This window comes from Streptomyces phaeoluteigriseus, assembly GCF_001896135.2.
Classification (GTDB): Bacteria; Actinomycetota; Actinomycetes; order Streptomycetales; family Streptomycetaceae; genus Streptomyces; species Streptomyces phaeoluteigriseus.
In genome coordinates, this window is the sequence record NZ_MPOH02000005.1 from 73,355 (window position 1) to 95,309 (window position 21,955).

15 protein-coding genes and 4 pseudogenes are annotated in these 21,955 nt (G+C 73.5%); 12 read left to right on the forward strand and 7 right to left on the reverse strand.

Annotated elements, in window-relative coordinates:
* Entirely contained in the window at positions 1 to 171 is a 171-nt protein-coding gene (locus BM536_RS44675) for an FhaA domain-containing protein (RefSeq protein ID WP_094102505.1), read from the forward strand.
* A gap of 110 nt (positions 172 to 281) precedes the next feature.
* Here the strand turns inward: BM536_RS44675 and BM536_RS03585 are convergent.
* Positions 282 to 730 (reverse strand): annotated as a pseudogene (locus tag BM536_RS03585) (ATP-binding protein); the annotation flags it as partial.
* Between the two features lie 384 nt (positions 731 to 1,114).
* On the opposite strand from BM536_RS03585, the gene BM536_RS03590 reads away from it, so the two are divergent.
* The gene (locus BM536_RS03590; protein WP_073499356.1) at positions 1,115 to 2,182 is read left to right on the forward strand and encodes a DNA polymerase III subunit beta family protein; all 1,068 of its coding nucleotides are present in this window, start codon (positions 1,115 to 1,117) and stop codon (positions 2,180 to 2,182) included.
* Positions 2,183 to 2,212: 30 nt separating this feature from the next.
* On the opposite strand, the gene BM536_RS03595 is transcribed toward BM536_RS03590, so the two are convergent.
* Positions 2,213 to 2,695, reverse strand: a complete 483-nt coding sequence (locus BM536_RS03595; RefSeq protein ID WP_073499358.1) for an ATP-binding protein — start codon at positions 2,693 to 2,695, stop codon at positions 2,213 to 2,215.
* Between the two features lie 200 nt (positions 2,696 to 2,895).
* Here BM536_RS03595 and BM536_RS03600 point away from each other — a divergent pair, with 200 nt between their 5' ends.
* Both BM536_RS03600 and BM536_RS03605 read left to right on the forward strand, forming a co-directional pair.
* A complete protein-coding gene (locus BM536_RS03600; protein WP_073499360.1) occupies positions 2,896 to 3,750 on the forward strand; it encodes a helix-turn-helix domain-containing protein in 855 nt (284 codons plus the stop codon).
* The gene (locus BM536_RS03605) at positions 3,747 to 3,953 is read left to right on the forward strand and encodes a DUF397 domain-containing protein (protein WP_073499361.1); all 207 of its coding nucleotides are present in this window, start codon (positions 3,747 to 3,749) and stop codon (positions 3,951 to 3,953) included. Before BM536_RS03600 ends, BM536_RS03605 begins: the two co-directional genes overlap by 4 nt.
* Before the next feature lie 41 nt (positions 3,954 to 3,994).
* On the opposite strand, the pseudogene BM536_RS03610 reads toward BM536_RS03605, so the two are convergent.
* Positions 3,995 to 4,411 (reverse strand): annotated as a pseudogene (locus BM536_RS03610) (LysR family transcriptional regulator); the annotation flags it as partial.
* Positions 4,412 to 4,479: 68 nt separating this feature from the next.
* Between BM536_RS03610 and BM536_RS03615 the strand changes: the two are divergent.
* Positions 4,480 to 5,379: an EamA family transporter gene (locus tag BM536_RS03615; protein WP_079275262.1), complete on the forward strand. Its 900-nt coding sequence runs from the start codon at positions 4,480 to 4,482 to the stop codon at positions 5,377 to 5,379.
* A gap of 11 nt (positions 5,380 to 5,390) precedes the next feature.
* On the opposite strand, the gene BM536_RS03620 is transcribed toward BM536_RS03615, so the two are convergent.
* On the reverse strand, positions 5,391 to 6,899 hold the full coding sequence (locus tag BM536_RS03620) for an ABC transporter ATP-binding protein (RefSeq protein WP_425444598.1): 1,509 nt from the start codon (positions 6,897 to 6,899) through the stop codon (positions 5,391 to 5,393).
* 17 nt (positions 6,900 to 6,916) lie between these two features.
* Here BM536_RS03620 and BM536_RS03625 point away from each other — a divergent pair.
* A pseudogene (locus BM536_RS03625) lies at positions 6,917 to 7,468 on the forward strand (flippase-like domain-containing protein); the annotation flags it as partial.
* A gap of 800 nt (positions 7,469 to 8,268) precedes the next feature.
* Entirely contained in the window at positions 8,269 to 9,654 is a 1,386-nt protein-coding gene (locus tag BM536_RS03635; protein ID WP_094102507.1) for a hypothetical protein, read from the forward strand.
* Here BM536_RS03635 and BM536_RS03640 read toward each other — a convergent pair.
* The 3 genes and pseudogenes from BM536_RS03640 to BM536_RS03650 all read right to left on the reverse strand — a co-directional run bounded on the left by BM536_RS03640 (position 9,655) and on the right by BM536_RS03650 (position 13,737).
* Positions 9,655 to 10,871 (reverse strand): annotated as a pseudogene (locus BM536_RS03640) (NAD(P)/FAD-dependent oxidoreductase). It lies immediately after the preceding gene.
* Positions 10,868 to 12,301: an NAD(P)/FAD-dependent oxidoreductase gene (locus BM536_RS03645; protein WP_094102508.1), complete on the reverse strand. Its 1,434-nt coding sequence runs from the start codon at positions 12,299 to 12,301 to the stop codon at positions 10,868 to 10,870. The pseudogene BM536_RS03640 and the gene BM536_RS03645 overlap by 4 nt, the downstream one beginning before the upstream one ends.
* On the reverse strand, positions 12,298 to 13,737 hold the full coding sequence (locus tag BM536_RS03650) for an FGGY family carbohydrate kinase (protein WP_094102509.1): 1,440 nt from the start codon (positions 13,735 to 13,737) through the stop codon (positions 12,298 to 12,300). Before BM536_RS03650 ends, BM536_RS03645 begins: the two co-directional genes overlap by 4 nt.
* A gap of 287 nt (positions 13,738 to 14,024) precedes the next feature.
* Here BM536_RS03650 and BM536_RS03655 point away from each other — a divergent pair, with 287 nt between their 5' ends.
* The 5 genes from BM536_RS03655 to BM536_RS03675 all read left to right on the forward strand — a co-directional run bounded on the left by BM536_RS03655 (position 14,025) and on the right by BM536_RS03675 (position 21,443).
* Positions 14,025 to 15,020, forward strand: a complete 996-nt coding sequence (locus tag BM536_RS03655) for a hypothetical protein (RefSeq protein WP_094102510.1) — start codon at positions 14,025 to 14,027, stop codon at positions 15,018 to 15,020.
* Between the two features lie 38 nt (positions 15,021 to 15,058).
* Positions 15,059 to 16,612 (forward strand): amino acid permease, encoded by a 1,554-nt coding sequence (locus tag BM536_RS03660; protein WP_073498624.1) that lies wholly within the window; start codon positions 15,059 to 15,061, stop codon positions 16,610 to 16,612.
* 182 nt (positions 16,613 to 16,794) lie between these two features.
* Positions 16,795 to 17,886 (forward strand): mechanosensitive ion channel family protein, encoded by a 1,092-nt coding sequence (locus tag BM536_RS03665; protein WP_073498618.1) that lies wholly within the window; start codon positions 16,795 to 16,797, stop codon positions 17,884 to 17,886.
* Positions 17,887 to 18,257: 371 nt separating this feature from the next.
* A complete protein-coding gene (locus BM536_RS03670) occupies positions 18,258 to 20,477 on the forward strand; it encodes an NADP-dependent isocitrate dehydrogenase (protein ID WP_073498620.1) in 2,220 nt (739 codons plus the stop codon).
* Between the two features lie 168 nt (positions 20,478 to 20,645).
* Complete coding sequence (locus BM536_RS03675) at positions 20,646 to 21,443, forward strand: N-formylglutamate amidohydrolase (protein ID WP_073498622.1); 798 nt, start codon at positions 20,646 to 20,648, stop codon at positions 21,441 to 21,443.
* Positions 21,444 to 21,955 lie beyond the last annotated feature (512 nt).

Genomic DNA, 21,955 nt, shown 5'->3' on the forward strand with positions numbered 1-21,955 from the left:
GTGGGGCACCTCGCGGCTCAGGTCCGCCGCCATGCCGCGGAGCAGGGGTACACGTTCGCCGGGCCGGTGGCCGTTCACCTGGCGCGGACCGATGACGCCGATGTCGGTCGCTTCCGCGTCCGAAGCCGCATCGTCCCCTCCGAGGTGAGCCGGGCCGTGAACACGCTGTGATCCGCCGATGTGCCCGCCGGCGGGCACCGTCCGAACCTTTTACCGGTGCGGACAAGGGCCTTGAGCGGGCCGCCCTCACGTCTGCTGCCGGTCGCCGCGTGGCCGTCGCGCGCGTCGGACAGGGCGATGCGGGCCGTGATGCGCTTGCCGACCGGCTCCAGCCCGACGGAAAGCTCCTCGGTCACGGCTTCGACGATCTCCAGTCCGTGCCGCCCGACCCTGCCGGGATCCGCCGTCCACGCTGCCGGAATCGTGGGGTCGCTGTCCCACACGATCACTTCCACGCTCCCGGCGGTGAGGCGCAGTTCCATCAGGACGGGGCCGGGGCGTACTTGCGGGCGTTGGTGACCAACTCGCTGACCACCAACTGGGTCACATCCACCGCTCGGTCGGACACGGGCAGGTGACGGTCGGTGCGGGCCCGTTCGAGGAAGACGGCCGCGTGGTGGCGGGCGTCGGCGATGCAGCCGTCGCCCCCGTCCAGAGTGAAGCCGGCGCGTATCGGAAGGTCGCCGGGAACGCAACGGTCGCCTTCGTCGGCCTCGGTTCCCACCGGCATCGCCCTCGATCCCCGTCCACGCACGGATCTTCGCCACCCGGGATCCCGTATGCCCCGGATACGCCGTCAGGCACATCCGATCGAGTGCACCCGTCCGTCCCACAGCGTCGGCAGCGCAACATGGGGGCACATCCGATCGAGTGCACCCGTCCGTCCCACAGCGTCCGCAGCGCGACATGGACGGCCCGCACGGCGCGATCCACCAGGATCACCCCGCCGAGCAGGCCCCGGAGCGAACTGCGACTGGAGGTCGAGAGCAGCCGGGAGGCAGCGGTCATCGGCTGTTTGAGACCCCGCCGTGACGATCGCCGTCGCGGGGTGCGGGCGGACCGGCTTGACCCTCGACCTGGTCGAGGGGTCAGAGTCCCGGGTGTGGAGAGCGAGATGTGCAGCATCGGTGAGATGGCCCGGGACAGCGGGCTCGGCGTGAGTGCCCTGAGGTTCTACGACCGGGCCGGTGTACTGGTGCCGGCCCGGGTGGACCCGGTGAGCGGCTACCGCTGGTACGGGCCCGGGCAACTGGACGAGGCCCGGCTGCTGGCCCGCCTGCGAAGGGCAGGGATGCCGTTGGCGGACATCCGGCTGGTGCTGGCCGGGTGGTCCGGCACCGACACCGGTCTCGTCCGCAAGCTGCTCGAGTCGCATCTGCGCCGGCTCGAACAGGGGCTGTCCGATGCCCGCGGCGAGTTCTCCACGCTCCGAGCACTACTCGACCGCAGGGAGAACCGCATGACCTCGCTCCGCACCGCCACCGTCCGACTGTCCCTCGCCGCAGCCGAGTTGGCCGCCGCGCTGGACGCCGTCCGCTTCGCGGCGAGCGCCGATCCGGAGCTGCCGATGCTCAGCGGCGTCCTGTTCGACATCGAGCCCGAGGGGCTCCACGTCGTGGCGACCGACCGCTACCGCCTGGCTGTCGCGCGGGTCGGTGTCACCGGGTACGACGGCAGTCCCGTGGGGCTCGTCGTGCCCACCGCGCTCACGGACGCGATGCGGGCACTGCTCGGCGGCGAAGGCCCCGTGCGGCTCTCCGCCGACGGTGACCGCATGACGCTGGAGGCCGGGAACCGGCAGGTCTCCGGTCAGTGCCTCGACCACGACTTCCCGGAGTACCGCCGTCTCCTCCCCCTGCCCGGCGGGCGTCGCGCCCCGGTCGACGTGGCGGCCTTCCGGAAGGCCCTGGAGACCGGTCCCGTCCGTTCCACCGAGACCGGCGGAACGGACCTCAGCGTGCTCAGGGTGGCGGACGACGGCACGGTGACCCTGTGCGCGGACGGCGACGAGAGCCCCGACCGCGTGGCCGTCAACCGTGAGTTCCTGCTCGACGCCCTGGCCGCCGGGGCCCGCGACCGGCTGGTCCTGGAACTCGACGCCCCCACCGCCCCGATCGCGATCCGCCGCCCCGACGACGAGGCCGCGTTCTCGATCCTGATGCCGGTCCGCCTGGAGGACTGACGAAGCGCGCCTTCGTCCGGCGACGCGACCTCACCGGCCTCCTCCTCCGCCGCCGTGCGGGCCGCCCGGCATCAGCGGTCGGTGTCGTACCTCCGCCCAGACCGTCTTCGTGAAGGCGTCGGGGATGTCGTGTCCCCAGCGGTCGGCGTGCTCGTGGACGAGGAGCAGGCCGCGACCGGCGGGGGTGTCGGCCGGGGGTGCCGGCAGGTCCGCGGGGCGAGGGGGACGACGTTCGGGGCGGGTGTCCGTCACCTCGATGCGGACGGCGGGGCCGGGCTCGGGCAGCAGGAGCAGCGTGAGCCGGAAATCCCTGCCCGGGAGGGAGCCGTGGAGGACGGCGTTGGCCGCCAACTCGGCGGTGACGAGGGCGACGGCCTGTGCGGTGTCGGAGTCGTACGGCAGGCCCGTCCACTCCGCGAACTGCTGGGCGGCCAGCTTCCGGGCGAGCCGGGCGCCGCGCCGGGTGCCGCTGAAGCGGAGGCTCAGGTGGTCGGTGGTCCGATGGGGTTTCACCGTCTCAGCGTGCGCGGGTCTCCGGGGCGTTGACCAGGGGAGAAAGCCGTACGCCGCAGGACTCGTACGGGATGCGACGGACGGCGGCGATCCGGTCCCACGGTTCCTGTACGGGTGTTGTACGGGTTCGCGGCCGCACCCGTCCGGGGCGGTGGGGCGTTGGTCACTGCCCCGGCTTCGGGACGGAAGGGAGTGAGGGCATGAGTGCGGTGCGGGAGCCCCGGATCGATCGTGCGGCGAGAGGGAGGGAGGAACCCGATGTGCCCGGCGCGTGGTCGGCCTACGGCACACTGCTCCAGCACCTGCGCAAGCAGGCCGGGCTCACCCAGCAGCAACTCGGTGACGCCATCGGTTACTCGCTGGAGCAGGTCGCCTCGGTCGAGCGGGGGCGGCGACCGGCGAAGACGGCCTTCACGACGGCGGCGGACCGTACGCTGGAGGCGCGCGGCGTCCTCGAAGTACTCCAGGACGAGGTGGACCGGGCCAAACTCCCCCGCTCCTTCCGCAACTTCGCGCTCATCGAGGCCGAGGTCGTGAGCCGCTTCTCCTACGACCCGCTCCTGGTCCCGGGGTTGTTGCAGACGGAGGCGTACGCGCGGGCCGTGTTCGCCGGGCACTGTCCGCCGCTGAGCGAGGAGACCGTCGACCAGCTCACGGAAGCCCGGCTGAGCCGACAGAAGTTGATCAGCAGGGTGCCGATGGCCGAGTTGTCGTTCATCATCGGGGAGGAGGCGTTGCGGAACCCGGTGGGGGACGGCGGGGTCATGCGTGAGCAGTGGCAACACCTCCTGGCGGTAAGCCACTTGCGCAACGTGGAGGTCCAGGTCATGCCTGCCGCCACGGGATTCCACTCCGGGCTGGACGGCCCCTTCGTCGCGCTGGAGACGAAAGAGCACCAACACCTCGGATACATCGAGTCCCAGGAGGTCGGCTGCCTCGTTCGTGATCGCGGAGAGGTCAGCGCCTTCGGGCTGCGATATGGCAAGCTCCGATCACAGGCTCTGAACGCCGAGGAGTCTGCGCGGCTCATCGGACGGCTGGTGGGAGAGACATGAGCGTGGAGCGGGTAACCGACGGCCTGGACGGGCTGCCCTGGGTCAAGAGCAGCTACAGCGGCTCGGGGGGCGGCGACTGCCTGGAGGTGGCCGCCGGCCACGACGGCGTGTTCGTCCGCGACTCCAAGACGGCCGGCGCCGGGCCCTTGCTGCGGGTCGGCCGGGACGAGTGGGCGGCGTTCGTGGCGTGCGCGGCCGGGTAGGGCGGGCCCTCAGTCCTTGCGGTACAGCGCCGTCAGGAGTGGCCGGCGCCGGCGGAGTTGACGCGGACCAGGTGCAGGTCCGTGTCCGGGTGGGACTGGGACCAGCGGCGCTGGAAGGCCGAGGTGTGCCGGCCGAGGGCGGACCAGGCGTAGCCGATGCGCAGGCTGGTGTGGCCGGAGGTCGCCGTGCGGACCAGGTCCGCGACCTCGCCGAGCACCCGGCGGGCCTGGGCCAGCACGCGCAGGCCCGTCGCGGTCGGTGCCACCTGACGGGAGGTGCGCCGCAACAGCCGTACGCCCAGGGCTCTTTCGAGGGAGGCCAGGGTGCGGGAGACGGCCGCCTGGGAGACGCCGAGGGCGTTGGCGGCGTCGGTGAAGCCGCCCTCGTCGACGATGGCGACCAGGCAGCGCAGCTGCCGCAGCTCCACATCACGCGTCACATCCACCTCCGCATCCATGACGTCAGCGTATGGGTGAGTGCGTCGACGCATTTTGTGCATGAGGGCGTCCGGGTCACCATCGGCGCATGACAGTCGAATCCGTACCGGCCGAGGTGTGCGCCCGCGCTGCCGGGGCCGACGGTTCGCGGCCCGCACCGCGAGGGCTCGGTGGTGTGGTGACGATGATGGGCAGCGGGCTGTCGAACCAGGTCGGTGCCGCCGTGGGGTCGCTGGCCTTTCCCGTGCTCGGGCCGGTCGGGGTGGTCGCGGTGCGGCAGTACGTCGCGGCGGTCGTGCTGCTGGCCGTCGGCAGGCCTCGGCCGCTGGGCTTCACCTGGCGGCAGTGGTGGCCGGTGCTGCTGCTGGCGGGGGTGTTCGGGACGATGAACCTGTCCCTGTACAGCGCCATCGACCGCATCGGGCTCGGGCTCGCGGTGACACTGGAGTTCCTCGGCCCGCTCACCGTCGCCCTGGCCGCGACCCGCGGCCGGGGGGACGCCTGCTGTGCGGTGATCGCCGCGGCGGGCGTCGTCACGCTGATGCGTCCGCAGCCCTCCGCCGACTACGTGGGCATGGGTCTGGGGCTGCTGGCCGCCGCGTGCTGGGCCTCGTACATCCTGCTCAACCGCACCGTCGGCCGTCGTCTCCCCGGCGCGCAGGGGGCCGCGACGGCGGCCGGGGTGTCCGCCCTGATGTTCCTGCCGGTCGGCCTGGTGGTCGTCGGGCGGCATCCGCCGACGCTCACGGCCGTCGGCTGCGCCGTGGCCGCCGGGGTGCTCTCCTCCGCCGTGCCGTACCTCGCCGACCTGTTCACCCTGCGCCGGGTGTCGGCCCAGGCGTTCGGTCTGTTCATGAGCGTCAACCCCGTCCTCGCCGCCCTCGTCGGCTGGATCGGGCTCGGGCAGGGCCTGGAGTGGACGGAGTGGGCCGGCATCGGCGCCGTGGTCGCCGCCAACGGGCTGAGCCTGGCGGCCCGGCGCGACTGACCGGCCCCGCGTCACGCCGGGGCCGGCACCTGCGTGCCCGGCTTCGCGAACTGGGTGCGGTACAGCTCCGCGTACCGGCCGTCAGCCGCCAACAGCGCCTCGTGGGTGCCGCGTTCCACGATCCGGCCGGACTCCACGACCAGGATCAGGTCGGCGGCCCGCACCGTGGACAGGCGGTGCGCGATGACCACGGCGGTACGGCCCTGGAGCGCCTCGGTGAGCGCCTCCTGGACGGCCGCCTCGGAGGTGTTGTCGAGGTGGGCGGTGGCCTCGTCGAGGATGACGATCCGCTGGCGGGCCAGGAGCAGGCGGGCGATGGTCATCCGCTGGCGTTCGCCGCCGGACAGGCGGTAGCCGCGTTCGCCGACCACCGTGTCGAGGCCGTCGGGCAGGGAGCGGACCAGGTCCTCGAGGCGGGAGCGGCGCAGGGCGTCCCAGAGGTCGTCCTCGGTGGCCGCTGGGCGGGCGAGGAGGAGGTTGGCGCGGACGGTGTCGTGGAAGAGGTGGCCGTCCTGGGTGACCATGCCGAGCGTCGCCCGCAGGGAAGGCGCGCTCAGGTCGCGGACGTCGACCCCGCCGATGCGGACGGCGCCCTCGTCGACGTCGTAGAGGCGAGGCAGCAGTTGGGCGATCGTCGACTTGCCGGCGCCGGACGAGCCGACGAGGGCGACGGTCTGGCCGGGTTCCGCGCGGAAGGAGACACCGTGCAGGACCTCGGCGCCGTCGCGGGTGTCGAGGGCGGCGACCTCCTCCAGGGAGGCGAGGGAGACCTTGTCGGCGGACGGGTAGCCGAAGTGGACGTCGTCGAACTCGACGGAGACCGGGCCCTCGGGCACCTCGCGGGCGTCGGGCTTCTCCTCGATGAGCGGCTTGAGGTCGAGCACCTCGAAGACGCGCTCGAAGCTGACCAGCGCGCTCATCACCTCCACGCGTGCCCCGGCGAGCGCGGTGAGGGGGGCGTAGAGGCGGGTCAGGAGCAGGGCGAGGGCGACCACGGCGCCCGGGTCCAGGGTGCCGTCGAGGGCGAGCCGGCCGCCGAGGCCGTAGACGAGGGCGAGGGCCAGGGCCGAGACCAGGGTGAGGGCGGTGATGAACACCGACTGGGCGGTGGCCGTGCGCACGCCGATGTCGCGGACCTGGGCGGCGCGCGCGGCGAACTCGGCGGACTCCTGCTCGGGGCGGCCGAACAGTTTGACCAGGGTGGCGCCCGGCGCGGAGAAGCGTTCCGTCATGCGGGTGCCCATCACCGCGTTCAGCGTGGCCGCCTCGCGCTGCATCTCCGCCATCCGGCGGCCCATGCGGCGGGCGGGCACCACGAACACCGGCAGCAGGACGAGGGCGAGCAGGGTGATCTGCCAGGACAGGGTGAGCATGACGGCGAGGGTGAGGACCAGCGTGACCAGGTTGCTGACGACGCCGGAGAGCGTGTTGCTGAAGGCGCGCTGGGCGCCGATCACGTCGTTGTTGAGCCGGGAGACGAGCGCGCCGGTGCGGGTGCGGGTGAAGAACGCGACCGGCATCCGCTGCACGTGGTCGAAGACTGGGACTGCTGGCCGCGCTGTTGTACGCCTTCCCCGGCGCGCTGCGGCTCGGCGCGCTGCTGCCCGACGGGGCGCCCGGCCCGCTCCTCGCCGCGCTCGGCGGGGCCGCGCTGTCGGCCGTCGCCGTACTGCTGTGCGTACGGCGGCCGCGGACGGCCGTGGCGGCGTTCCTGCGTACCGCGCTCGGCGAGGCCCGGTCGGTGCACACCCGGCCCGCCCGGGCACTGGCCCTGTGGGGCGGTTCCCTCGCGTTCCCGGCACTCCAGGCGGCGGGGCTGGCCGCGGTGGGCCGGGCGCTGGGGCTGCCGGTGCCACCGGCGCACGTGGTGATCGCCTACCTCGCGGCCACGGTGGCGGTCGCCCTCGTCCCGACACCGGGCGGCATCGGCTCGGTCGAGGCGGCGCTGATCGTGGCCCTGGTGGCGGCGGGCGGCCCGGTGGCGGTCGCCACGGCCGTCGTGCTCGCCTACCGCATCATCACGGTCTGGCTCCCGATGCTGCCGGGGGCGGTGACGCTGGGGGTGCTGGTGCGGTGGAAGGTGATCTGAGGGGGCGGCCTGCGCTTGGCTCCGGGGCCGCCTTCGCCGGGATGGGCGGCGGCCTGCGCCGGGATGCGGGCGGCCTTCGCTGGGATGGCAGGCGGCCCTCCGCCGGGATGCGGGCGCCCTTCACTGGGATGGCAGGCGGCCCTCCGCCAGGGTGCGGGCGCCCTCCGCCGGGATGGCAGGCGGCCTCCGCCAGGATGCGGGCGCCCTCCGCCGGGATGGCAGGCGGCCTCCGCCAGGACCCCGGGCAGCCTCCGGCGGCCGAGCGGCGCGAGGCGACGGCGACGGCGACGGCGACGGCGACCAGGCTGCCGGGTCCGGCGCCTCGGCGCCGCCCGCGTCCAGCGGGCGGTGGGCCTGGGCGAGCTGTACGACACCGTGCTGGTCTTCGACAACCACCCGCTGGACCCGGCCGCCCCACGCGCCCCGGTCCCCGGCGTCGCCGTGACCGGTCCGGGATGGCAGGCGGCCTCCGCCAAGACCCCGGGCAGCCTCCGCCGGAATGACAAACGCCCCTCCGCCAGGACCGCAGGCCCCCGCCGGAACGACAGACGCCCCTCCGCCAGGGGCCCCGAGCAACCCTCGCCGGAATAGCAGACAGCCTCCGCCAAAACCCCAAGCGACCCCCGCCGGAATACAAGACCCCAAGCGACCCCCGTCGGAATAGCAGACAGCCCTGCGCCAAACCCCGAACAACCCCCGCTGTCCTGCGAGGGGCGGCTCCCCAGGCCGACCTGCCCCTCACCCACCCCGTCAGGCACACTGTCCCCCGCGGTCCGACGACGACGGGGGAGACGGTTTCCATGGGGGCACGTGACGCGGTATCCGGCCTGGCGAGCAACCCGGCAGCTCCGGCCTCCGTCCTCCTGCGGCTCCTGAAACTCGACCACGACTGGTCCACGGTCGCCCGGCTGACCTGGCGTGCCTCGATGCCCGACGAGGTGGCGCAGGCCCTCCTCACGCATCCCGACCGGCGGGTGCGGTCCGCGCTGGCGGACAGCGCGGGCGCCGATCCCGCGCTGCGGGCCCGTCTCCTGGACGGTCCGGCCTCGGACGCGATCCTCGTCGCCTGCGGCCCGCAGCCGTACGGCACGACCGCGCCGCCGCTCCCCGATCCGGCCTACGCGCGGCTGCTGACCCACGACGACACCAACGTCCGGTACGAGACGGCGAACGCGCCCTCCACGCCCGCCCACGTCCTGCTGCCGCTCGCCACCCACGAGGACCCGCTGTTCCGGCGCGCGGCCTGCGGCAGGGTCTGGGAGGAGCTGGCGCCGGAGGTGCGCGCGGCCCTGCTCGACGATCCGGACCCCCAGGTGCGTACGAAGGCGGCGCTCCAGGTCATGGCGGACGACGAGGAGCGCACCGCCTGGCTGGTCGAGACGCGCGCGGACCACTTCTGGCTGTGGGAGGTCCTCGCGCACGGCAGGCTGGAGCGCGGCCTCGCCGAACGCCTGCTCGACGAGGGCACGCATCTCCCGCGGCTCGTGGGCAACCCCACGTTCCCCGCCGACCTCGCGGCCACGCTGACCGGGCACGAGGATCCGGCCGTACGCCTCGCGGTGTCGGCCCGTCCCGAACTCACGGAGGAACAACGCGCGGCGATCGACTGGAAGGTGGCGCCGGAGGACCGGCTGGAGCCACTGGTGTGGGTGTGGCGGGGCCGTGCGGACGGGGAGCTGCTGCGCCGGTGCGCCCGCTCGGCCCACACCTGGCTGCGCCGCAGCGCCGCGGTCTGCGCCGAGCTGCCGGACGACTGCGTGGAACTCCTCGCGAACGACGAGGACTTCGCCGTACGGCTGCTGCTCGCCGAGCGGCATCCGAAGGCGCCGCCGGAACTGCTGCTGGACCTGTACCTGCACGGGTCGCACCGGGCCGTCGGCATGCTGGTCGCGCGGCCCGGGTTTCCCTCGGCCGGGCTCGCGGAGCGGTTCGCCGACGCGGCGGATCCGCGGGAGCGCGCCCTCGCGCTGCGCGACCCCGCGGCGACGCCCGAGCTGGTGGAACGGCTGAGCCGGGACCCGGACGGGTCCGTCCGCGAGGCGGCGGCGTGGGACCGCAGGCTGCCGGTGCGGCGGATCGTCGAGTTGCTCGACGACCCCGGGGTGGGCGCTGCCGCCGCCGCCAACCCCCTGCTGCCGGTCGCCGAGATGACGGCCCTGCTCGACCGGGCGGGCGTCCCCGCCTGATCAGTTCACCGTCACCCGGACCGGCCCGGCGTCGGGGTCGACCCGGTGGGTCCAGTCGGCGGGCAGGCGCAGGGTGCGGTTCGGCTGTGCGGTGCGGAGCCGTTCGCGGTGCAGGACACGGCCGTTCTGGGTGACGTACAGGACCGGGCGGGTGAGTTCCGTCGTCGTGCGCAGCACGTACGGGAGCCGGTCGGACGGGGTGACGCGGTTCGGGGCTATCCAGCGCAGGGGCGGGGCCACCGACAGGGGGACGCCGGGCGGTCGTTCGGTGCCCGAGAGGTGGGCCAGGACGGCGCCGGCCGCGTGGACGCCCTCGCGGGTCGCGGTCGCCGCGCTCTCCGCGGGGTGCAGCAGGCTGCCGGCGGCGAAGACGCCCGGACGCGAGGTGCGCAGGGTGCCGTCGACGGCGGGGCCGCGGGTGCCGGGGTCGAGTACGAGGCGGGCGCGGCGGGCCAGTTCGTGGTCGGGGACGAAGTCGCCGGTGAACACGACGGTGTCGCAGGGCAGTACGGCCGTCCGGCCGTCGAGGTGGCGGACGCGGACGCCGGACAGGCGTCCGTGGCCGAGGAGTTCGGCGACCGTGGTGCCGGTGAGGAGCGGAACGCCCTGACGCAGGCGGAAGTCGGCGGCGCGTGCCGCGGCGGTCTGCGGGCGGGTGTGCTCGGTGAGCATCGCCACCACGGTGGCGCCCGCGGCCCGTACGGTGCCGGCCGCCGCGTAGGAGACGTCCTCGGCGCCGACGACCAGCGCCCGCGTGCCGATGTCCTGGCCGTGGAGATGGACGGCCCGCTGGAGTTCGCCCGTGGTGTGGACGCCCGCCGGGCGGGTCCCCGGCACGAGGCGGGCGGCGCGCGGGCGTTCACGGGCGCCGGTGGCGAGGACGACCGCGCGCGCGGTGAGGTTTCGGGGCCGTCGGGGCTCACGGTGCGCAGGGACAGCGGGCCGGCCCAGTCGAGGGCGGTGACGCCGGGGCGGACGGTGGCTCCGGCCTGCCCGGCCGCGCCGACCAGGAGACGGGCGTACGCCGGGCCGGTCAGGGGACGCAGGAGGGTGCCGTAGCCGCCGTGCGGGCAGTGGCGGGGTACTCCGCCGGGCTCCGGTTCCCGGTCCAGTACCTCGACCCGGCCGACGCCCGCCGCGGCGAGGCGGGCGGCGGCGGCGAGCCCGGCGGGGCCCGCGCCGACGATCAGGACGTCGACCTCGCGTGCGGCCGTCATGCCCCCGTCGCCTTCCCCGGCAGAGCCCGCTTTGGCGGTGCCTCCGCCAGGAGGGCCTGGACCGCGGGTCCGCAGTACGTGCCCTGGCAGCGGCCCGCGCGGGCGCGGGTGCGGCGGCGCAGGCCGTCGAGGGTGCGGGGCGGGATCGGGCCGGCGAGGGCGTCGCGGATGTCGCCGCGGGAGACGTGTTCGCAGTGGCAGACGAGGGTGCCGTACTCGGGATCCACGGCGATGCGGTCGGCTGCGATGCGGTCGGCGTGCGGGCGGGGTGCGCGCATGCGTACCGGTTCCAGGGTCCGGGTGGGGCCGAGGTCGAGGCCGGTCTCGTCGGCCAGCAGGGTGGTGACGTGGGCGGCGATGGCGAGGGACGCGGTGAGGCCGGTGGAGCGGATGCCGCCGACGGTGACGTATCCGTCGTCGGGGTGGGCGGTGATGCGGTAGTCCTCGTGCTCGGTGGCGGCGCGCAGGCCGGCGTAGACGGCGGTGATCTCCTCGTCGAGGAGGGCGGGCAGGATGCGGGCGCCCTGGGTACGCAGGGCGGTGAGGCCGTCGGCGGTGGATTCGGTGGCCCGCTTGTCGTCGAGGTCCTCCGCGGTGGGGCCGAGGAGGACGTTGCCGTACACGGTCGGGGCGACGAGGACGCCCTTGCCGAGGGCGGTGGGGACGGGCAGCAGGATGTGGCGGACCAGGTCGCGGGCGAGGGTGTCGAAGACGATGAGCTGGCCGCGGCGCGGGGTGACGGTGAAGTCGTCGTGGCCGATGCGGCGGTCGAGGGTGTCGGCGTGCAGCCCGGCCGCGTTGACGAGACGGCGGGCGCGCAGGGTGCCCCGGCCGGTGACGAGCGTGTGCGTGCCGTCACGCCGACTCACCTTGCGCACAGGGGAGTTGAGGTGGAGGTGCACTCCGTGACGGACCGCCTGGGTGGCGTACGCCAGCGGGGTCGTCCACGGGCAGATGACACTCTCGCCGGGCACGTGCAGGGCGCCGAGGGCGCCGGGCCCCAGGTGCGGTTCCTTCTCGTGGAGTTCGACGGGGCCGAGGAGGCGGGCGGCCCGGTACTCGTTGCGTTCGGCCTTCTCCGCCAGGCCGGGCAGGGCGGCGAGCTGTTCCTCGTCCCAGGCCACGAGGAGCGCGCCGACCGGGTCGACGGGAATGCCGGACTCGGCGGCGTACGCGGCGAGCAGGCGGGCGCCCTCGCGGACGAGCCGTGCCTCAAGGGAGCCGGGCACCGCGTCGAACCCGGTGTGCAGGATGGCGGTGTTGGCCTTCGAGGTGCCCTGGCCGATGTCGTCCTGGGCCTCCACGAGGGCGACCCTCAGGCGGGGGCGGCGGGCCAGTTCGCGGGCGATGGCGCAGCCGACGACACCGGCCCCGACGATCACGACGTCGTACGGGTCCGCCGGCAGCGGGCCTTCGGCGGTCACCGTCATGCCGGGGCGCCGTCCAGCAGGGCGGTCACCGCGGCGCGGAAGCGGGCCAGGCGGTCGGCCGCCTCGTCGGCCGAGACGCGGGGCTCGTAGACCGCCGACGGCTTCGCCTCGGGTAGCGCCTCGGCCAGGGTGGTGCCGGGTGCGGCGCCGAGGCGGGCCAGGGCGCCCACGCCGAGGGCGGTCGCGTCGGGCAGGGCGGACACCTCGACCGGGCGTTGCAGCAGGTCGGCCTGGGTCTGCATGAGGAGGGCGGAGCGGGTCAGGCCGCCGTCGACGCGCAGCAGGGTCACGGGGGTGCCGAGGTCGGCCGCCGCGGCCTCGGCCAGCTCCACGACCTGCGCGGCCAGGCCCTCGCACAGGGCGCGCACCAGGTGTCCGGGGGTGGTGTCCAGGCCGAGTCCGGTGAGGGAGCCCCGCAGGTCGCCGCGCCACCAGGGGGCGGCGAGTCCCGCGAGGGCCGGGACGAAGGTGACGCCGCCGCTGTCGGGGACGGCCGCGCCGACGGTGTCGAGGTCGGCGGCGCCCGCGATGACGCCGAGGTCGGTGAGCCAGCGCACGGCGGAGGCGGCGGTGTACACCTGCCCGTCGAGGCAGTACTCGGCGCGCCCGGCGAGCCGCCAGGCGACACAGCTGACCAGCCCGGAGGTGCCGCGCCGGGGGGTGCCGCCGGTCGGGGCGAGGAGGAACGCGCCCGTGCCGTAGGTGCACTTGGCGGTGCCGGGTGCGGTGACCCGCTGGGCGAGCAGGGCGGCCTGCTGGTCGACGGCGAGGCCGGTGAGCGGGATGTCGTACCCGAAGGCGCCGGTCGTGCCCACCGGTCGGGCGTTGTCGACGATCTCGGGGAGCCGCTCCCCCGACAGCCCGTACAGGTCGAGGGCGCGCGGCGACCAGGCGACCCGGTCGAGGTCGAGGAGCTGGGTGCGGCCGGCGGTCGCCGCGTCGGTGACGTAGGCGCCGGTGAGGCGGTGCGCGAGCCAGGCGTCGCTGGTGGTGACGACTCCCTCGGCGGTGAGGTGACGGCGGATCCAGGCCATTTTGGGGGCGGCGAAGTACGGATCGACCGGCAGGCCGGTCATTTCGCGCAACTCGGCACCGTGCGGCGCGAGTTCGGCGCACACCGTCTCGGCGCGGCGGTCCTGCCAGACGAGGGCGTCGGTGAGCGGCCGGCCCGTCACCGGGTCCCAGGCGAGGACGGTCTCGCCCTGGTTGGCGAGGCCCAGCGCCACGACGGGTTCACCGGCCTCGGCAAGGGCGCGCCGGCCGGCCTCCAGCACCGAGGCGTACAGCTCGGCCGGGTCGACCTCGACGAGGCCGCCGGGCAGATGGCGGGGGCGCACGGCCGCGAAACCGGTGCCCAGCACGCCGCGTTCGGGGCAGACCACCAGGGCCTTGGTGCCGGACGTGCCCTGGTCGACGGCGAGTACCGGACCCGTCATCACGCCCCTTCCTCGGTGATCAGCGGGCTCAGCCTGCCGCCGGACGGGTAGCCCCGTCAAGAGGCCCCCACCTGCACCTTTCCGGCCACTCGGACACCGGCTGATCACCAGTCAATTGCAGTATTGACAAGCCCTGTCGGATCGACGGGAAAGCGGGCGCGAGGGGCGACGGCCGGCCCTATAGTGACCGCCGAACCCTGGCGATCTCCTCATCCGCCGCCCCCAGGAGGGCTGTTGTTACTCCACCTTGCCGTCCCGCCCGATCCCCGGCCGGGGGCGAGCGGCTGATGGCCAGAGACGGAGCACGCCCCGCGTACGACCCCGCGGGCCACGACGGCGAGCTGCGGGCCGCCCTCCAGGAGGTGCGCACCGGCCGCTGGCTGTCGATGCGGACCCTGCTGGAGCGCACGACGCACTGGTGGCAGTGGACGCAGCGCACCCAGGTGCTCGCCGCGGGAGCGGCCGGGACCGATGTGATCCGGGCCTGGCTCGCCGAGGAACCGGACAGCGTGCCGGCCACGGTGATGCGGGCCCGCGTCGCCGTGGAGCGGGCGCTGCGGGCGCACCGCGAGCGGCACCGGCGTACGCACGAACTGTGGATCGAGGCCTGGGACATGAGCCAGGGCGCCGCCCGCGCGGCACCTCGGGACCCGGTGCCGTGGGTGTGTCTGCTGGCCCTGGCCCAGCTGGACCGCGAGCAGTCCTGGGAGGAGCACCGGGCACCGCCGCCGGACCCGACCCTGCCGCCCGGCCCGTGGGGGCTGCTGGAGGAGGCCGTCAAGCGCGACCCGCACAACCGCGAGGCCCACCACCGCATGCTGCAGTTCCTGTACGCGCGGTCGGCGTCCGGACGGCCGGCGGAGGCGGCCGCTTTCGCGTACCTGGCCGCCGAGGACGCCCCGCCGGGCTCCGCGCTGCACGTGCTGCCGCTGTACGTCCGGGTCGAGCGCTACCGGCGTGACGGCGGGCGGGAGGCCGCTCTCGACCTGCACTGGGTGGCCGAGGACGCCGCCCGTGAGGCGCTGCACGCGCACACGTCCTGGTTCGAGCACAGCGCCGCCGCCGAACGCTCCCCGCTGGACCTGAACCATCTCGCGCACGCGCTGTGGGGAGCGCACCGGTTCGCCGACGCGGCACGGGTGTTCGACGCGATCGGCCCCTATCGCACGCCCCTGCCCTGGGCGTACCGCACCGCCGTGCCCGGCGATCACGCCCAGGCCGCGCAGGTGTTCCTCCAGGCCCGCGCCCGCAGCCGTTCGGCCGCGCCGCCGACGGACGGCTGACACACCATCACCCCCTCACCCCCCTCGGAGGCCTTCGCATGTCCCGCACGTCCGAACCACCGGTGCCCGCGCCCGAACCAGCGGTCCCCGCCTCCGTCCCGCGGCCCGACGAGGAGCAACGGCTGCGCGAGCTGGGCTACCGGCCCGTGCTGGCCCGCCGTATGGGCGGCTTCGGCAACTTCGCGATCAGCTTCTCCGTCATCTCGATCCTCTCCGGCTGCATGACCCTTTACGGCTTCGGCATGGGCGCCGGCGGGCCCGCGGTGATGCTGTGGGGCTGGGCCGGGGTCGGTCTGTTCGTGCTGTGCGTGGGGCTGGCGCTGGCCGAGGTCACCAGCGCGTACCCGACGTCCGGCGCCCTCTACTACATGGCGGACCGGCTCGGCGGGCGCCGCTGGGGCTGGTACACGGGCTGGCTGAACCTGCTCGGACTGCTCGGCGCGATCGCCGGCATCGACTACGGCGCCGCCCTGTTCGCGGGCGCGTTCGCCAACCTCCAGTGGGGCTTCGAGCCGACGCCGGAGAAGACGATGCTGATCTTCATGGCGATCCTGCTGCTGCACGCCGTCCTGAACCTGTTCGGCGTCCGCCTCGTCAGCGTCCTGAACTCGGTCTCGGTCTGGTGGCACCTGGCGGGCGTCGCGCTCATCGTCGGCGCGCTGGCGATCGTCCCCGACCACCACCGGTCGCCGTCCTTCGTCTTCGGCGAGTTCGTCAACAACACCGGCTGGGACAGCCCGTTGTACGTCGCGGCGATCGGCCTGCTCCTCGCGCAGTACACGTTCTCCGGCTACGACGCCTCCGCGCACCTGTCGGAGGAGACCGCCAACGCCTCGGTGACGGCGGCCCGCGGCATCGTCCGCTCCATCTGGGTGTCCTGGATAGCGGGCTTCGCCCTCCTCGCGGGCCTCACCTTCGCCATCCAGGATTACGACGCCACCCTCGCCACCGAGACCGGCGTACCGCCCGCGCAGATCCTCCTGGACGGGCTCGGCACGGACGGGGCCAGTGCGCTGCTGCTCGTCGTGATCGTGGCCCAGCTGTTCTGCGGCAACGCCGAGGTCGCCGCGGCCAGCCGGATGGTGTTCGCGTTCAGCCGGGACGGCGCCCTGCCGGGCTCGCACCTGTGGCGCAAGGTCAGCGCCCGCACGCAGACCCCGGTCGCCGCCGTGTGGCTGTCGGTCGCCGTCGCCTGCGTCCTCGCCCTGCCCTCGCTGTACTCCGCGACCGCCTACGGCGCGGTCACCGCGATCAACGTCATCGGCATCACGCCCGCGTACGCCATCCCCATCCTGCTGCGTCTGCGCGCCGGGGACCGTTTCCAGCCAGGTCCCTGGAGCCTGGGCCGCTGGAGCAGGCCGATCGGCTGGATCGCCGTGGTGTGGGTGGCCTGTGTGACGGTGCTGTTCTGCCTGCCGCAGTCCTCTCCGGTGACCGCGGACACGATGAACTACGCCTCCCTCGCCCTCGCCGTCGTGCTGGTCCTGGCCACGGTGTGGTGGTTCGTGGCCCGCCGTTCCTACGGCACGCCCACGGCAGCGGCGTACGGCTCGGACCAGGAACAGGCGGAGCTGGCCGAAGGCATCGTCTGAGCCGGTCGCCGGGTGCGAACGGCCGGTCCCGGTACGGCAGGATGAGCGGTCGCGTCCACGCACGCGACGGACGCGACCGCACTTCGCACTTCCCGGAATCGAGCAGGTGACCACGTGACGACACTTCACATCCGGCCGTCGGCGACCCCCTTCGCCGCCGATCGTCCCTCCGGAGGCGACCGGTGAACCGCGCGCTGACCCTTGACGACGTCGTCCTCGCCGGAATCGCCCTGGCCACCGGCCTGTTGCTGGCGTTCCTGTCACGGACGCTGCTGCGCTGGCTGGGCAAGCACGCCAAGCGCACCAGGTGGAGCGGCGACGACGTCGTCGTGGACGCGCTGCGCACGGTCGTGCCGTGGGCGGCGCTGGTGGGCGGCGGGGCGGCCGCGGCGGCCGTACTGCCGCTGACCAGGGCGGTCCAGCACACCGTCAACCAGAGCCTGACCGTCCTGCTGATCTTCGCGGTGACGGTGTCGGCGGCCCGGGTGATCGCCGGGCTGGTGCAGAGCGTCACCCACTCCCGCTCCGGCGTCGCCGGCTCCGCCACGATCTTCGTCAACATCACCCGGGTGCTGGTCCTGGCGCTCGGCTTCCTGGTCGCGCTCCAGAGCCTCGGTGTCTCCATAGCGCCGATGCTGACCGCCCTAGGTGTCGGCGGTCTGGCCGTCGCGCTGGCCCTCCAGGACACCCTCGCCAACCTCTTCGCGGGCATCCACATCCTCGCCTCCAAGACCGTCCAGCGCGGCGACTACATCCGGCTCAGCAGCGGCGAGGAGGGCTATGTCGAGGACATCAACTGGCGGCAGACGACCGTCCGCAACCTCTCCAACAACCTGGTCGTGATCCCCAACGGACAGCTCGCCGCGTCGAACATGACCAACTTCATGCGGCCCGAGCAGCAGCTGACCATCCTGGTGCAGGCGGGCGTGGCCTACGACAGCGACCTGGAGCACGTCGAGCGGGTCACCTGCGAGGTCGTCACCGAGGTGATGACGGAGATCACCGGCGCCGTGCCCGACCATGAGCCGCTGGTCCGCTTCCACACCTTCGGCGACTCCCGGATCGGCTTCACGGTGATCCTGGGCGTCGGCGAGTTCAGCGACCAGTTCCGGATCAAGCACGAGTTCATCAAGCGCCTGCACCGCCGCTACCAGGCCGAGGGCATCCGTATCCCCGCGCCCACCCGGACCGTGGCCCTCCAGCAGGGCACGGTGGTCATCCCCCAGCAGCGCACGGTCGACGACCTGGCACCGCCCGCGGCTCTGCACGACTGATCCCCTCGTGTACGGCCGACCTCCTCGTGCACGGCTGATTCCGTCGTGCACGGCTGGCCTCTCGTGTACGGCTGACCTTCTTGTGCACTGGTGATTCCCGCGTGCACGGCTGCTGATTCCCTCGTGCACGGCTGGCTTCTCGTGCACGGCTGACCTCCTCGTGCACGGCTGATCCCCTTCATCCCGCTGATCCCTTCGAGCGGATGCCGTCTCATGGCGGCCCGTCCTGCGGGACCGGCCGCCGTGAAGTCCCGCGGTGAAGTCCCCGCGGGTCCCCGCCGTGGGTTCCGCCGTGGGGTCCTGTCGAGTCCGGGTCGGCCACGAGATATCTTGATGTCGAGCAATGTTGCAGACGTGGAGCGGAGCACCCGGTGACTGACTCGACCATCATCTATACGCACACTGACGAGGCCCCGGCCCTGGCAACGTATTCCTTCCTGCCGGTGGTCCAGGCATACGCCTCGCAGGCCGGTGTCTCCGTGGAGACGCGGGACATCTCACTGTCAGGGCGCATCATCGCCGTGTTCCCCGAGTACCTCACCGAGGACCAGCGGATCGCGGACGACCTGCACGAACTGGGCGAGCTGGCGAAGACGCCCGAGGCGAACATCGTCAAGCTGCCGAACATCTCGGCGTCGATCCCCCAGCTCAAGGCCGCGATCGCCGAGCTTCAGGCGCAGGGCTACGCGCTGCCGGCCTACCCGGACGACCCGAAGACCGACGAGGAGCGGGACATCCAGTCCCGCTACGACAAGGTCAAGGGCTCGGCCGTGAACCCGGTCCTGCGCGAGGGCAACTCCGACCGCCGCGCCCCCGCGTCGGTCAAGAACTACGCCAAGACCCACCCGCACCGCATGGGCGCCTGGACCGGCGAGTCCAAGACCAACGTCGCGACCATGGGCCAGAACGACTTCCGCTCCACCGAGAAGTCCACCGTGATCTCCGAGGCCGGCACGCTGCGCATCGAACTGGTCGGAGAGGACGGCACCACCACCGTCCTGCGCGAGTCCGTACCGGTCCTCAAGGACGAGGTCGTCGACGCCTCCGTGCTGCACGTGGCCGCGCTGCGCGAGTTCCTCACCGCGCAGATCGCCCGCGCCAAGGCCGACGGCGTGCTGTTCTCGGTGCACCTCAAGGCCACGATGATGAAGGTCTCCGACCCGATCATCTTCGGTCACGTGGTGCGCGCCTTCTTCCCGAAGACCTTCGAGCGGTACGGCGCGACCCTGGCCGCCGCGGGTCTCACCCCGAACGACGGTCTCGGCGGCATCCTCAAGGGCCTGGAGGCCCTGCCCGAGGCCGACGCGATCAACGCCTCCTTCGAGGCCGAGCTGGCCGACGGCCCGGCCCTGGCGATGGTCGACTCCGACAAGGGCATCACCAACCTGCACGTGCCGTCCGACGTGATCGTCGACGCCTCGATGCCGGCCATGATCCGCACCTCCGGCCACATGTGGGGCCCGGACGGCGAGGAGGCCGACACCCTCGCGGTGCTGCCGGACTCCTCCTACTCCGGCGTCTACCAGGCCGTCATCGACGACTGCCGCGCCCACGGCGCCTACGACCCGGCGACCATGGGCTCGGTCCCCAACGTCGGCCTGATGGCCCAGAAGGCCGAGGAGTACGGCTCCCACGACAAGACCTTCGAGGTCAAGACCGCCGGCACGGTCCGCCTCGTCGACCAGGACGGCAACGTCGTCCTGGAGCAGTCGGTCGCCGAGGGTGACATCTTCCGCGCCTGCCAGACCAAGGACGCCCCGATCCGCGACTGGGTCAAGCTGGCCGTCACGCGTGCCCGCGCCACCGGCAGCCCGGCGGTGTTCTGGCTGGACGAGACCCGCGCCCACGACGCGCGGCTGATCGCCAAGGTCAAGACGTACCTGGCGGAGCACGACACCGAGGGCCTGGACATCCGGATCCTCAACCCGGTCGAGGCCACCAAGCTGTCGGTGGAGCGCATCCGCCGCGGCGAGGACACGATCTCGGTGACGGGCAACGTCCTGCGCGACTACCTGACCGACCTGTTCCCGATCCTGGAGCTGGGCACCAGCGCCAAGATGCTGTCGGTCGTCCCGCTGATGGCGGGCGGCGGCCTGTTCGAGACGGGCGCCGGCGGTTCCGCGCCGAAGCACGTCCAGCAGCTGGTCAAGGAGAACTACCTGCGCTGGGACTCCCTCGGTGAGTTCTTCGCGCTGGTCCCGTCGCTGGAGCAGTACGCCGAGTTCACCGGCAACGCCCGCGCGAAGGTTCTCGCCGACGCCCTCGACCGCGCCACGGCGACCTTCCTCAACGAGGACAAGTCCCCGACCCGTCGCGTCGGCGGCATCGACAACCGGGGCAGCCACTTCTTCCTGTCCCTGTACTGGGCGCAGGAGCTGGCGCGGCAGACCGACGACGCCGACCTCGCGAAGGCCTTCGCCCAGTTCGCCGAGTCCCTCGCGGCGAACGAGCAGAAGATCGTCGAGGAGCTGAACTCCGTCCAGGGCCAGTCGGCCGACATCGGCGGCTACTACCGGCCCGACCCGGAGAAGGCGGCGGCGGTCATGCGCCCGTCGGCCACCTGGAACGAGCTGCTCGCCTCCCTGAGCTGACGCCCACCCGCTCACCCCTCCGCCCCGACCGGCGCACCGCCCGGCCGGGGCGGAGGTGCGTTTCGGGGCGGAGGCGCGCGTCGGGGCGGAGGTGCGTGTCGGGCGGTCGCGGCGATGTGGCACCTTGACCGTGCAGCTTCGCAGCCGATCAGCCCCGGGAGCCCGTGCATGACCTCTGCCGAACCGTCCTTCGCCCTCCTGCCCGGTGCCGGCGGGTCGCCGGTGATCCTGCACGTACCGCACTCGGCGCGGGAGATACCGCCGGCCGTACGGGCCGGGATCGTGCTGGACGATCCGGCGCTGGAGCGGGAGCTGGACCACATCACCGACGCGCACACCGCGGAGATCGCCGAGGCGGCGGCGCGGCGGGCCGGGATGACGCCGTGGCGGTTCGTCAACCGGCTGTCGCGGCTGGTGGTCGACCCGGAGCGGTTCCCCGACGAGCGCGAGGAGATGCTGTCGGCGGGGATGGGCGCGGTGTACACGCGGACCACGCACCGGGGCGTCCTGCGGGGCGCGGACGTCGATCCCGAGCCACTGATCGACCGGTACTTCCGCCCGTACGCGGCGGCGATGACCGACGCCGTCGGCGAGCGGCTGGCGGCCGTCGGCCGAGCCGTGATCATCGACGTGCACTCCTACCCCAGCGCCGCACTGCCCTACGAGCTGCACGGCGAGGGCCCGCGCCCACCGGTGTGCCTCGGCACCGACTCCTTCCACACCCCGCCCGAGCTGCTCGCCGCGGCGCGCAAGGCGTTCGGGACGATCGGGGAGACGGGACTCGACAGCCCGTTCGGCGGGACGTACGTACCGCTGACGTACTACGGGACGGACCCGCGGGTCTCCGCCCTGATGGTGGAGATCCGCCGCGACACGTACATGACCGAACCGGGCGGCCCGGCGGGCCCGGAACTGACCCGACTCGCCGAAGCACTCACGGAACTGGTGAACGCGGCCTCCGGCTGAAGGGAGGGGTCAGGCGAGCGGGGAGACCCCACGGGGACGGAGTGGCGAGCGGCCACCGGGCTGAAGGGCCGAGCGGAACGGCCGGCACCGCGCGGGAACAGGGGCGGGCGGCACGTGGTTCCGGGCGGGCGACCGGACCGCCGGGAGGCCACGGGGCTGCTCGAGCAGGCCGACGCCACGCGGACACAGGGGCGGCCGGGGCGGGCGCCACGCGGAAACAGGGACAGGCGGGGCGAGTGACACGTGGGTTTCGGACAGGCGGCCCGCCTGCCGGGAGGCCACGAGGCCGACCAAGCCGGCCAACCCCACACGGGAGCAGGGTCAGGCGCGGCGGGCACCACGTCGCCTCGGGCAAGTGCCCCGCCTGCCAGGCGGCCACGGAGCCGACCAAGCCGGCCGGCCCCACGCGGAAGCAGGAGGGCTTGGGGCGGGTGTGCCGTCGGTCGGTTTCATGGCCGACCGCCACCCCTGCCGCGGCGGGGGGGCAGAGAACCGGCGGGGTCAGGTGGTGG